Genomic DNA, 10,985 nt, shown 5'->3' with positions numbered 1-10,985 from the left:
CAGGGGCTTTTTTATTTGCACTATTTTCTCAGAACATCCCCCAACCCTCTCCTTCCAACCAAGGCTATTTTTAATCCGTAAGCGCATACTAAAATCTATATGCGTTAGTTTTAAGCAAACCGAAGGAGGCTGATAACGGCTACACCTTCGCATAGCTTAAATACATTTTATCACTCTAAATTTTATGATGAAGTATATCAATCGTACGGCACCCTGGCTGCTTGTCTTTGTCAGTGTGTTTTTCATGAGTAGCTGCAAAGACAATGAAGGGGTGATCTTCTCCACCCAGGACGACATCCGACTAGGTGAGCAGGTATCGCAGCAAGTGGACTCCACCTTCCGCGCCCAGGGCAAACTGCTGGAGCGCAACTCTAACAACGCCAATGTACAGAAAGCCTATACCCACCTCGACCGCATCGTGAACCGGGTCCTCAACTCCGGGGAGATCAAATACAGAAACGAGTTTGTCTGGTCCGTGAAGATCATCGACGACCGTGAGACCCTGAATGCCTTTGCAGCACCCGGAGGGCACATTTACGTGTATACCGGCCTGATGAAGTTTCTGGACGACGAGGACCACTTTGCCGGTGTACTGGCCCATGAGATAGCCCACGCCGACAAGCGCCACAGCGTACAACAGCTACAGCGTGAGTATGGCATCGCCATTCTGCTTTCGGTAGCGCTAGGCAACAATGCCGGCACCCTTCAGCAGATAGCAGGTCAGCTGGCAGGCACACTGGCTGGTTTGCGCTTTAGCCGTGGTGCGGAAACCGAAGCCGACAACGCCTCTGTGGTTTACCTGGACGGCACCGATTATTACGCCTGCGATGGAGCAGCGGGCTTTTTTGTGAAGCTGAACGACCAGGCGCAGGGCAGCAATCCGCCTGAGTTCCTGAGCACGCACCCCAACCCGGACAACCGCATTGAGAACATACAGCAGCAGGCGCGGCAGCGCAACTGCTCCACTGACGGGGCCGCTAACACGGACTTCAATGAACTGAAAAGAAGCCTGAACTTATAACCAGCAAAGGTCTGCCGCAGGGCAGGCCTTTCTGTTCACAACCTATACCTGCAGACTATGAAAAAAATAAAAAACACTGCTGCGAAAGCTGTCTTAAAAGTTGAGGAAAAGTTTGATACCCTAACTTTCAATCTGCGCCGCAAACTCAATATGTTCGGCCCGCTGCACATTATGACCTACCGAAGCTACGGAACCCCCAACCGACTGTATGTAAAAGGCCGTGTGCTGGTTGATAAAGGCATAACCGTGTCAGAAGAGAACGATACCCTGTGGGAGAACATTCTAAACATGTACAAGCGCTTTAACAGTCGCGAAATACCGGGGGCACGGGTAGAGTTGTGCCTGGGTGATCAGAAGCACGAGATTACCACCGATGTAGAAGGTTATTTCGTCATGAACCTGGCTCCCGAAAAGCCACTGGTACTCGATGATATCTGGCATACGATCAACATAACGCTAACAGACTCCCCTGTAGCCTTTGAGGGGCCGGTAAAGGCCCAGGCGCATGTACTGGTACCACCACCTGATGCAGAGTATGGCATTATCAGCGACATCGACGACACCATTGTGCGAACCGGTGCCACCAGTATGCTGCAGACAGGCCGGAACGTACTGCTTAATAATGCCCACTCCCGTATACCTTTCCATGGTGTTTCATCCTTTTACAAATCACTGCAGCTAGGGCGAAACGGAAAACGCAATAATCCTTTTTTCTACGTATCGAGCAGTCCCTGGAACACCTATGACCTGCTCTACCACTTCCTGGAGTTGAACGAGATCCCACAAGGTCCCCTCCTGCTGCGTGACTTTGGAATGGATGAAAGCAAGCTTGGCGCCTCCGATCACATGAGCCATAAGTATAAGGAGATCGAAAATATTCTGATCACTTACCCGGAGCTCAAATTCATCCTGATCGGTGACAGTGGGCAGCAGGATGCCGAGATCTATGCAGAAGTGGTCAAAAAGCATCCCGGCCGTGTACTGGCCATTTACATACGGGACGTCAACATCGAGAAGCACACCAAAAAAGTAGTCACCATTTTCGACGAATTCAAAGACAACAAAGAAGTGGAGATGGTGCTTGTGAAAGAAACACTCGAAGCCGCCGAACACGCCGCCCAATGCGGCTACATTTTCACAGAAGAACTCCCAGAGATCGCCAGAGAAACAGAAGTGGATGCCGCGGGAGATGAATAAGTTTAGGAGTTTGAGAGTTTGAGAGTTGAAGAGTTTGAGAGTTAATTTACAGCTTAAAAGCGGAAGGCCTGCTATGGAGCAGGCCTTCCGCTTTTAAAATATTATAGTTGAAGGGTATACCTGAAATCATTAAACCCTTCATTCCATCCCTCTTATTAACTCCTAAACTCTCAAACTTGACTAGCTCGAATGGTCTGCTATGATCTTCCAACCGTCGGGAAAGCGTTTCAGGATAATGGAGAAGTGTCCTTGCAGGTCGCCCAGTTCGGCTTCGCGTTGCAGGTGCCATTGGCCTACTACCAGCATGTGGTCAGCAGACAAGTGGCGCATTTCCTTCAGGTTGAAGGTCAGCTTGCCCATGGCGGCCGGATCAGGGTAGCTCTTGCGGTAGTTGTCGAGGGTCTTTTGCCAGCCGTAGGTCAGGCCGCTCTTGCCCACAAACAGCAGGGAGTCCGACTTCCAGTAGTCCTGCATAAAGCAGTCGAGGTCGCCCTGGCTCCAGCAAGCTGATTGTGAGGCCAGCATGTTGCGCACCTGGGCTTCTGCCACCGCCGTGTTCTGTGTAACAGGAGCATTGGCGTCAAGCTCCACCTGCTTTTCCTCCTGCTGCTGACAGGCTGCGGTCGACAGGCCTATACCCAGGACCAGCGCATAGATTAACTTATTTCTTCTCATCTTTCTCAGGAAGTATGGTTTTGATGTAAGTAGTTCCGCCCAGTCGGCCCATGGCGCGGGCTATGCGGTACTGTCGGCCCAGCACATAAGCCGAAGGTCGACCGGCGGAATACCGGATCGGGTTGGGAAGGACCGCCGCCAGACGTGCCGCCTGCTGACGACCAACCTGCGATGCCGGTTTGTTGAAGTACTTTTGAGAGGCCGCTTCCACACCAAACACCCCATCCCCCATCTCCGCAATGTTCAGGTATACCTCTATAATACGCTGTTTGCCCCAGAGCACTTCGATCAGAAAAGTAAAATAAGCCTCCACAGCCTTGCGCAGGTAACTCCGGCCATGCCACAGAAACACGTTCTTGGCCACCTGCTGACTGATGGTGCTCCCCCCTCTGATGTTGGTCCCCTTCTGATTACGTTTAAACGCATCGGCAATGGCATTGAAATCGAAGCCATGATGCTCTAGGAAAAGCTGGTCTTCCGACGCCACCACAGCCAACGGCAACTGGTCCGACATTTCCTCCAACGACACGAATTTATACCTGATCGCAGGATCCTCCTTGCCTGCCACACCGGCTTCAGCACGGCGCTTGACCATGTGCAGCGTTACAGGTGGAGCCACCCAACGGTATACCAATACCCATAGCACACTCAGGAGCACGAGGCTCAGCAAAAGCTTTGTCATGACGAGCCTGATCTCGCGAAAGCCCAGCCGTTTCTTCTTCATTTTAAGAGGTTGAAAATAAGTGCGCAAAGCTAAGTGTTTTGGCTTATAATGCAACAAAAGCAACCTGACTGAATTACGATACTTAACACGGCTCTGATCATACCCGTATTCCATATACAAAACCAGTACTTGCCTGTTATTAAGCTAAAGAATAGATCATGCAAAAATATCTGCCCTTGTTTCCGTTGAATATCGTGGTGTTTCCGGGCGAGAAGCTGAACCTGCACATCTTCGAGCCACGCTACAAGCAGTTGGTCCACGACTGCATCGAAAACGAGGGCACTTTTGGGATACCTGCCTTCATTAACAATGGCGTGGGCCTGTATGGCACGGAGATCAAACTGCTGCACGTCGAGAAAAAATACGACACCGGTGAGATGGATATTCGCACCCAGGGACTGGGCATATTCAAGATACTGGAGTTTGACAGGCAGGCACCGGGCAGACTGTATGCAGGCGGCAAAGTAGAGGAAGTAGAGAACGTGGAGGACGAGGACATCGTGACAAAGATGAAAATACGTGAGAAACTGCAGGAACTGTATACCGCTCTAGGTATAAGCAGTATCCTGATGGAGCTACCCGAAAACTTTAGTTCTTTTGACGTAGCCCACAATTTAGGCCTCAATACAGAACAGGAATATACCTTATTGCAGTGTAACAGTGAGGCACTGCGGCAAGAGATGATCCTTCAGCACCTTGAACAGGTATTGCCCATCGTAGCCGAAACTGAAAAGCTGAAGGAACGTGTCAAGCTCAATGGGCATTTCAAAAACCTTACACCACCCAACTTCTGATGCTGCTATACTTTATTCTCATACCTACTGTGCTATTTTTGGTATTTGGGCTGTTCAGCTACTGGCAAGAGCTCAAGTACCGGAACAAACCCTTCTACAAACTATCGGATGTTGGCTGGCGCAAGTGCCTGCCCAAACCAGAGGCCCGTTTGGTGCACAGCATCGCTTTTATGGGGGACGTTGGCTATGTGGCGACCGATGGCACCGACCCTGTGATGAAGCTGTTAGATGAATGGCAGCATAATACAGGACCAGACGGTAGCGTCCTGTTTCTGGGCGATAACCTGTATCCTGTTGGACTCCCTGCTGAAACCCACCGCCACTACCCTGCCGCCAAAGAGCGCTTGGACTTTCTGTTGCATCAAATGAGAGCGTATGCAGGACGCAAGATCTTTCTGAGCGGTAACCATGACTGGAACAAAGGACGCAAAAAAGGACTGGAATATGTGCTGCGACAAGAAAAGTATGTGGTGGATACACTGCAGGACGAATGCAGCTACCTGCCACGACATGGTTGTCCAGGCCCGGAGGCTATACAGCTAGCCGATGGACTGCTGCTGGTGATCATCAACACACAGTGGTGGGTGCAGCGCGGCGAAAAGCCGATGGGCCGCAAACAGGGCTGCCCCTATGATGACATCGAAGACTTCTTCCTGCGCCTGAACAAGATCTTAAGACGAAACCGGCACCAGCGCATCGTGGTGGCCGCGCACCACCCACTTTACAGCAATGCCCTGCATGGTGGCAAGTTCACGATCAAGCAACACATATTTCCGCTGACGGCCGCCCACAAGCGCTTTTATATTCCGCTGCCCATTTTTGGCTCGCTGTATCCCTTCTACCGCAAAATGTTCGGTGCCTACGAGGACATGTCGCACCGTAAATACCGCAAAATGCGCAAACGCCTGCTTCGTATCTTCCATCAGTACAGCAACATCGTATATGTGGCAGGGCACGACCACAACCTGCAGCACTTTGAAGTGCGGGACAACCATTACATTGTCAGCGGGTCCGGGAGTAAAACATCATTCGTGAAGAAGGGCGGCAAAGCCACTTTTACGCTGGAGCAGCGGGGCTTTTTTGTGCTTAACTATTATGATACCGGAGAGGTATGGATAGAAGCCCTCGCAGTGACTGAGGGGGAAAATGTTTCAAAACCCGGAGCTGTAGTGTTCAGAAAAGAACTCGGTTCCGTACTGCAGCCAAAAGAGCAGACGCAGGAGGTATAGTTTTGGCTCAACCTTCCTCTTCAGGTATAGGCAGTATGACTTTCAGGCTTTTGGGGTGCATCGTAACTTTTATCTCCTCTCCCAACTCGGCCGGCTCCCCATCGATGTGCACCACTTCATGGTCAACGTTGTAAACCGTGGCTTTGCGGCAGCTGATGCGGCGGGTATAAACCGACCCGTCTATGTTGTCTGTATACATGCGGAACAGCAGTGCTGGAGCTGCAGCCTTCGGAAAGGGCTCAATTAGACAGATTTCAAAACGGCCATCGTTCAGGATACCGCTCGGGTTGATGGCAGCATTGCTCCCAAAGGCATTGGCATTGGCAATCGTGACCATAAAAGCCTCTCCTTCAAAATTCTCCGTATCGGTTTCAATGCGGTAGAACTTTGGTTCGTAGTTCATGTATTCCTGCAAGGCTATCCAGGCATAGGCACCCGGGCCTCGCTTGTCACCCTCGCAGAATCGCTTTACGACCAACGCATTAAAACCTAGATCGCTGAGGTGAATAGAAGGCTGCCCGTTCAGGTCAATGGTGTCGATGTTGCGTATCACGTGTTCGTGGATCAGCTGCAGCGCCTCCTCTGTGTCCTGCGGTATACCTAAGTCCTTGGAAAGCCCGTTGCCTGAACCGAGCGGGATGATGCCCAGGGGCGTCTTACTGCCTATCAGCAAGGCGCCCACCAGACTGACCGTACCATCTCCCCCTACTGCAAACACCGCATCATACTGATGCTGCTCGATTTTTTTCTTTACATGCTCGTGGTCTCTTTCACCGGTGGTGCGGTAAATGGTGCAGTTCAGCTGATGCTCGGTACAGACAGTCCTTATCTCTTCCTCCAGCTCACTTTTGTCTATGTCGCCTGCGATGGGGTTGATAACAAATAGCAGGTTTTTGATCTTATCCTCTTGTTGCATGCTGCTGTCGTGGTGTCTTTGGTTGATTTTAAGTTTGATGGCTTAGTCGATCAAACCAGCGGGCAAGCCATTTGGATATTTCTGTTGGATGGCACGCTCAATTTCAGCTATACGGTTGCCTGGGTTTGGGTGCGTTTGAGTGAACTCAGGACCACTGGCACCACCGCTGGCTTCCTCCAGAATGCGCATCACCTCTATCATGGCCCGCGGGTCATAACCAGCCTCACCTGTCAGGCGCACAGCCAGTCTGTCGGACTCCAACTCATCCTCCCGGCCATAGCGCATGTTCATTAATTTCCCAATCATGGCGGCAGCCACAGCACCGGTTTGCGAGGCAGGATTATTCGGATCATAAGTGGCAATGGCAGCAGCGCCGGTGAGGCCCTGGGTGAGCTTTGCCTTGGCCAGTTGCTGGGCAGAGTGCCGTCCAACCACATGTCCTATCTCATGGCCCAGCACTCCTGCCAGTTGGGCCTCTGAACTGAGGCGGCGCAGCAGGCCAGCTGTTATAAAGATCTGTCCGCCAGGCAAAGCGAATGCGTTTACTGTATTTTCATCGGCCAGCAGGTGAAAGTCGAACTTATAGGGTGTTTCTCTGACACGGGTATTCTGAACAAGGCGCTGCCCTATTTCGTTTACCTGTGCCCTCGCCTGCTCGTCAGGGTGCAACCCACCATATTGAGATGCCATTTTGGGGGCGGTCTGCAGTCCCAGCGCGATCTCCTGCTCTACGGTCATGTCTACGTGCTGCACCTGGCCTGTAAACTCATTTTCCTGTCTGTTGCACCAGTACGTGACCAGTGATACCGCCGCGATCAGAATGGCGACGATCAACTTCATGACTGCTCTCATCTTACGCTTCTCCTTAAATTTTTAACTGCCATTCAAATCCTTATTCAGCTATCGCACAAAAGTATCTGAGTCAGTCGGGTGTGCTGCTTCATCATATACTTTTATTGCACTAAAAAGTATACGCAAGCGCGCGGAAAAAAACGAGCAGAAGAGGACAGGTATAGGCAGAAGGGTTATAAATAGCTACCCTATTTTATATGAAATTCGTAATACATTAAAATCGCTGCAAAAGCAGCTTCAACTAAAACGAATTATCATGAATATGAAACGAACATTCGGTGCCATTCTGACCATACTAGGTATAATCGGCATCATCTGGGGGGCATATGCTTTTGTAATGGGAGGCGACGGCGCGGCTATTGGCCAGTACACGGCCGCTGTACCCTTTGTAGTAGGTCTGATCTTTTTCTTTGCTGGTATCAACCTGGTAAAAACGACAAAAGACCAGACCTAAATCTATAAAGCTATAAAACAGAAAATGCCACGCCGGTAATCCGGCGTGGCATTTTCTGTTTTATTCGGTTGGCAAACTTTCTATGCACTAACGGGCGTTGTACCCTGCAGCGCTGCAAAGCCTTCAACGGCTCGCTCAATGTTCAGGTAGTCCGAGGTATAGGTTTTGTCTGCACTGTGAATGTACAGTACAGTATTGTCCTTGATCAGCTCGATCACGTTACCTGAAATAGCTCTTGGCACAGCCGGGCATCCCAGGCTACGGCCTAGCCGACCATACTGCTTCACAAAATCATCGCTTACGTAGTCAGCGCCATGCAGTACGATGGCACGCTCCATGGCTTTGGAGTTAAATTGCTCATCCATACCTGACAAGCGCAGGGAAAGCCCATGCTTGCCATAATAAGTCTTGTCGGTGAGGTAGAAGCCCATGCTGCTCATGTTGGAGTTAGGCTCGTTCGAAAACTTCTCTGCTCTTACATTTCCTGTATTGCGGCCATGGGCCACCAGGTTGTTATAAAGCACTTTATTCGCATCCAGATCAATGATCCACATGCGCTTCAGGTTGCTCGGCTTGGTGAAATCAACAACCGTGAGGATCTGTTTGTCAGTTGCCGTCAGACCGTCCTGCTTAAAGTTATGGTAACCGGTATAAGCCCGCTCAAACACACTGAAAGAAAGTCCGGCCATCTTCAAACCCGATCTGTTATAAACCTCCTGCACATGTTCATCGAATGCAAGTTTTTTCTCGGCTAAGGACAAACGGGCAAGTGAAGTGGAAGTCAGAACAGTTTCAGCCGTGCGTCCCGTCGGCTCCGACTCATCGTGTCGTGCCCCGCCAGGAGTGGCAACCAGCATGAAACTAAGGGCAAAAGAGGTGACAATAGCTCTTATCATAGGGTTATTCTACTTATAGGGTTTTACGCAATTACAGTACTAACAGGGAAAAACACAACAATTGTTCCCTTTTGCCTTGTTTATATCCCATATGCGGTCTATCGTCAAGCTCATCGCACCCACATATATGCTAAACGCTTGTGGACCTGCAACTTAGTATGTATGGCAAGTGTATTATTTCGGCTTATGCAGTTTTCTGTTTTATAAATTGTTGCTTTTACTTGTATGCCAAAGTCGGATGCTGCAATTTTGAGGTAAGAGAACCACAGATGAAAACGTACTACTTCTATACCCTATTACTGATGCTGCTGTTGGGTTGCGCTGACCCGGCCCGTATTGAAGGCTTTGACAGTGATAAATGGCAACAGGACAAGAGAGGCTGCCAGGGGCAACGCAGTACGATGGTGAAAGAGTTTGATGGAATACGCCGCGAGCTATATGGACGTCCGGAAGAGGAAGTCAAAGATATACTTGGAAAACCCGATGCGGAGCAGTTGATGCGCCGGGGGCAGCGTGTATTCATATACTACTTTGAACCAGGATCACATTGCAATGAACGAAATAAGCTGTCCGAGGCAAACCGGGCTGAGGTTCGTTTTAATGCGTTGAGCAAGGTGAGTGAAATCACCTACCTGCGACCGCTTCCCGTTTCTAACTAATGACAAAGCCCACCATATGGTGGGCTTTGTTTTTGCAGAAGTATAGGCTATTACTCTTCCTCCTCATTACCAGTCAGTAAATTGACGTGTTGACGCCCTTCCAGTTCCAGAAACTGTTTTAGTTGTTTTTCGGTCAAGATGCCAGCCATCACCTTATCCAGCTGGATCTGTATCTCTCTGTAGGTACGTTGCAGTTTCAGTGGGTCTTCCAGATTCATTTCAGCTTCAGCCATCCGCTGGTACCGCTCCTCATGTAACAGTTCTACCTGCATCAGTTGCTCTTCGCTCAGATTCAGTTCGCGCTTCATTTCCAGGATCGCCATCTGGGGACCGGTCAGGCTGATAGCCAATACCTTTTTATCCAGATCGTCGTCCGTTTCCTTTAACCGCTGCGCGTGTGCAGTGTTAAAGGTAAATCCTAGTATAATCAGTATGGGTATAATTCTTTTCATGGTATTCGGGCATTTCGCCGATAAACGGCTACTCTTTGTTATTTAGTGTTATGAACGGAATTACATTACATTAGTTCGGCTAAAAAAGGCATATTTTTTATATTTTTCTAATAGCATAGCTTAATGCAAATATTATATAAATAGCAAGATTTCAAAATGATTTTAAACTATAAAAACAACTTGTATTCAAAATCAGCTATATCGTAACTAAGCCACCCGATAACAGTATAAAAAGAAAAACCCTCGAAATAGTATTTTTAACAGTGGCTCCCGGTTCCGCAAAGGCGGCTCCCTCCATATAAAGTGAAATAACCATGAAAACCAAATATTATAATCCCAGTTCGCTTGAGGTTAACTTCGCAAAAGCATTTCAAGACCTGACGCAACAGCTCGAAGACAGGCTGGACGCGGGTAAAGTTGTCAATATCACCCCTATACATGATGCAGACAACCCGATGGTCATTTATAAACTAAAAGACGAGGAAGGCGATTTACATGAAGTAGTTGTACAAATTATACAGCGGCCCGACAACCTGGTAAGTTGAGACGGCAGTAAAATCCAAAAAGAGAGGCGGCCCGGAAAATTCCGGGCCGCCTCTCTTTTTGAAAATATCTTGTCTGCTTTAAGCTTATATCTGTCACGGGCTGCCGGGTACTTTGTGGTCGCGGCGCTTAAACCATTGCATGGCAATGAAGGCCACCATAAAGCCGGATATCACACCCTCCAGCATCAGGACCATGAAGATTACAATACCAGGTGTGATGGCCATACGCCCACCAAAGAACTGCTCGCCGGCCAGCACATTTAGCAGGGCATCATCAAAAGCTTTGATGTAGATGACCATAAATACTGCGAACAGTACTGTTGCCAGGGCAGATGTGATGATGCCTGTACCAAGGCCAGAGAAGTATCCGATGTTGCCTTGACGGCTTATCTTAAAAGCACGAATGGCCATGGTAACACCTATTGCCATGATCACACCGTTCAGAAAGCGCAGCTCAATGACCTGCTCCAGTCCGACAAGCTTCATCAGCAAAAAGTAAACGATCAGTCCCAGTGCCGTGAACAGGCCGTATTTGAGGCCAATTTTTTCCATAGTGGTGTATCGGGTGTCT

Annotated in this window: 14 protein-coding genes; 7 read left to right on the top strand and 7 right to left on the bottom strand. The window is 49.4% G+C overall.

The features are described from left to right. Positions 1-184: 184 nt before the first annotated feature. Together BW972_RS07930 and BW972_RS07925 are read left to right on the top strand one after the other, a co-directional pair. Positions 185-1,021 (top strand): M48 family metalloprotease, encoded by an 837-nt coding sequence (locus tag BW972_RS07930; protein WP_007656378.1) that lies wholly within the window; start codon positions 185-187, stop codon positions 1,019-1,021. A gap of 57 nt (positions 1,022-1,078) precedes the next feature. Then, complete coding sequence (locus BW972_RS07925) at positions 1,079-2,218, top strand: App1 family protein (protein ID WP_007656377.1); 1,140 nt, start codon at positions 1,079-1,081, stop codon at positions 2,216-2,218. 180 nt (positions 2,219-2,398) lie between these two features. Here BW972_RS07925 and BW972_RS07920 read toward each other — a convergent pair whose 3' ends face one another. Both BW972_RS07920 and mtgA read right to left on the bottom strand, forming a co-directional pair. Further along, positions 2,399-2,893, bottom strand: coding sequence for a YybH family protein (locus BW972_RS07920; protein ID WP_007656376.1), 495 nt, complete (start codon positions 2,891-2,893; stop codon positions 2,399-2,401). Then, positions 2,880-3,617, bottom strand: coding sequence for a monofunctional biosynthetic peptidoglycan transglycosylase (gene mtgA / locus BW972_RS07915; protein ID WP_040574168.1), 738 nt, complete (start codon positions 3,615-3,617; stop codon positions 2,880-2,882). Before mtgA ends, BW972_RS07920 begins: the two co-directional genes overlap by 14 nt. A gap of 158 nt (positions 3,618-3,775) precedes the next feature. On the opposite strand from mtgA, the gene BW972_RS07910 reads away from it, so the two are divergent. Then, positions 3,776-4,411, top strand: a complete 636-nt coding sequence (locus BW972_RS07910) for an LON peptidase substrate-binding domain-containing protein (RefSeq protein WP_007660160.1) — start codon at positions 3,776-3,778, stop codon at positions 4,409-4,411. Beyond that, positions 4,411-5,640, top strand: coding sequence for a metallophosphoesterase (locus BW972_RS07905; protein ID WP_007660161.1), 1,230 nt, complete (start codon positions 4,411-4,413; stop codon positions 5,638-5,640). Before BW972_RS07910 ends, BW972_RS07905 begins: the two co-directional genes overlap by 1 nt. Before the next feature lie 7 nt (positions 5,641-5,647). On the opposite strand, the gene BW972_RS07900 is transcribed toward BW972_RS07905, so the two are convergent. Both BW972_RS07900 and BW972_RS07895 read right to left on the bottom strand, forming a co-directional pair. Next, the gene (locus BW972_RS07900; protein ID WP_007660162.1) at positions 5,648-6,556 is read right to left on the bottom strand and encodes a diacylglycerol/lipid kinase family protein; all 909 of its coding nucleotides are present in this window, start codon (positions 6,554-6,556) and stop codon (positions 5,648-5,650) included. Positions 6,557-6,598: 42 nt separating this feature from the next. Next, positions 6,599-7,396: a M48 family metallopeptidase gene (locus tag BW972_RS07895; RefSeq protein ID WP_234986324.1), complete on the bottom strand. Its 798-nt coding sequence runs from the start codon at positions 7,394-7,396 to the stop codon at positions 6,599-6,601. A 274-nt stretch (positions 7,397-7,670) separates the two neighbouring features. On the opposite strand from BW972_RS07895, the gene BW972_RS07890 reads away from it, so the two are divergent. Beyond that, positions 7,671-7,862, top strand: coding sequence for a hypothetical protein (locus BW972_RS07890; RefSeq protein ID WP_200805479.1), 192 nt, complete (start codon positions 7,671-7,673; stop codon positions 7,860-7,862). A gap of 80 nt (positions 7,863-7,942) precedes the next feature. On the opposite strand, the gene BW972_RS07885 is transcribed toward BW972_RS07890, so the two are convergent. Continuing rightward, positions 7,943-8,758 carry a murein L,D-transpeptidase catalytic domain family protein gene (locus tag BW972_RS07885; RefSeq protein WP_007660810.1) on the bottom strand — a complete coding sequence of 272 codons (816 nt, stop codon included), beginning with the start codon at positions 8,756-8,758 and terminating at the stop codon, positions 7,943-7,945. A 269-nt stretch (positions 8,759-9,027) separates the two neighbouring features. Here BW972_RS07885 and BW972_RS07880 point away from each other — a divergent pair, with 269 nt between their 5' ends. Beyond that, positions 9,028-9,417, top strand: coding sequence for a hypothetical protein (locus BW972_RS07880; RefSeq protein ID WP_007660811.1), 390 nt, complete (start codon positions 9,028-9,030; stop codon positions 9,415-9,417). 50 nt (positions 9,418-9,467) lie between these two features. Here the strand turns inward: BW972_RS07880 and BW972_RS07875 are convergent, their stop codons facing one another. Further along, positions 9,468-9,869 (bottom strand): hypothetical protein, encoded by a 402-nt coding sequence (locus tag BW972_RS07875; protein ID WP_076421709.1) that lies wholly within the window; start codon positions 9,867-9,869, stop codon positions 9,468-9,470. Between the two features lie 314 nt (positions 9,870-10,183). Here BW972_RS07875 and BW972_RS07870 point away from each other — a divergent pair, with 314 nt between their 5' ends. Further along, positions 10,184-10,414 (top strand): SH3 domain-containing protein, encoded by a 231-nt coding sequence (locus BW972_RS07870; protein WP_007660813.1) that lies wholly within the window; start codon positions 10,184-10,186, stop codon positions 10,412-10,414. 93 nt (positions 10,415-10,507) lie between these two features. On the opposite strand, the gene BW972_RS07865 is transcribed toward BW972_RS07870, so the two are convergent. Then, positions 10,508-10,966, bottom strand: a complete 459-nt coding sequence (locus tag BW972_RS07865) for a DUF4199 domain-containing protein (RefSeq protein WP_076421708.1) — start codon at positions 10,964-10,966, stop codon at positions 10,508-10,510. Between the last annotated feature and the right edge of the window lie 19 nt (positions 10,967-10,985).

This window comes from Pontibacter lucknowensis, assembly GCF_900156415.1.
GTDB lineage: Bacteria > Bacteroidota > Bacteroidia > Cytophagales > Hymenobacteraceae > Pontibacter > Pontibacter lucknowensis.
This window is presented reverse-complemented; position numbering and strand designations above follow the sequence as displayed.

Coding starts and splice junctions, on each gene's coding strand:
- BW972_RS07930 (WP_007656378.1), top strand. CDS start 185: ATGATGAAGTATATCAATCGTACGGCACCCTGGCTGCTTGTCTTTGTC.
- BW972_RS07925 (WP_007656377.1), top strand. CDS start 1,079: ATGAAAAAAATAAAAAACACTGCTGCGAAAGCTGTCTTAAAAGTTGAG.
- BW972_RS07920 (WP_007656376.1), bottom strand. CDS start 2,893: ATGAGAAGAAATAAGTTAATCTATGCGCTGGTCCTGGGTATAGGCCTG.
- mtgA (WP_040574168.1), bottom strand. CDS start 3,617: ATGAAGAAGAAACGGCTGGGCTTTCGCGAGATCAGGCTCGTCATGACA.
- BW972_RS07910 (WP_007660160.1), top strand. CDS start 3,776: ATGCAAAAATATCTGCCCTTGTTTCCGTTGAATATCGTGGTGTTTCCG.
- BW972_RS07905 (WP_007660161.1), top strand. CDS start 4,411: ATGCTGCTATACTTTATTCTCATACCTACTGTGCTATTTTTGGTATTT.
- BW972_RS07900 (WP_007660162.1), bottom strand. CDS start 6,556: ATGCAACAAGAGGATAAGATCAAAAACCTGCTATTTGTTATCAACCCC.
- BW972_RS07895 (WP_234986324.1), bottom strand. CDS start 7,396: ATGAAGTTGATCGTCGCCATTCTGATCGCGGCGGTATCACTGGTCACG.
- BW972_RS07890 (WP_200805479.1), top strand. CDS start 7,671: ATGAAACGAACATTCGGTGCCATTCTGACCATACTAGGTATAATCGGC.
- BW972_RS07885 (WP_007660810.1), bottom strand. CDS start 8,758: ATGATAAGAGCTATTGTCACCTCTTTTGCCCTTAGTTTCATGCTGGTT.
- BW972_RS07880 (WP_007660811.1), top strand. CDS start 9,028: ATGAAAACGTACTACTTCTATACCCTATTACTGATGCTGCTGTTGGGT.
- BW972_RS07875 (WP_076421709.1), bottom strand. CDS start 9,869: ATGAAAAGAATTATACCCATACTGATTATACTAGGATTTACCTTTAAC.
- BW972_RS07870 (WP_007660813.1), top strand. CDS start 10,184: ATGAAAACCAAATATTATAATCCCAGTTCGCTTGAGGTTAACTTCGCA.
- BW972_RS07865 (WP_076421708.1), bottom strand. CDS start 10,966: ATGGAAAAAATTGGCCTCAAATACGGCCTGTTCACGGCACTGGGACTG.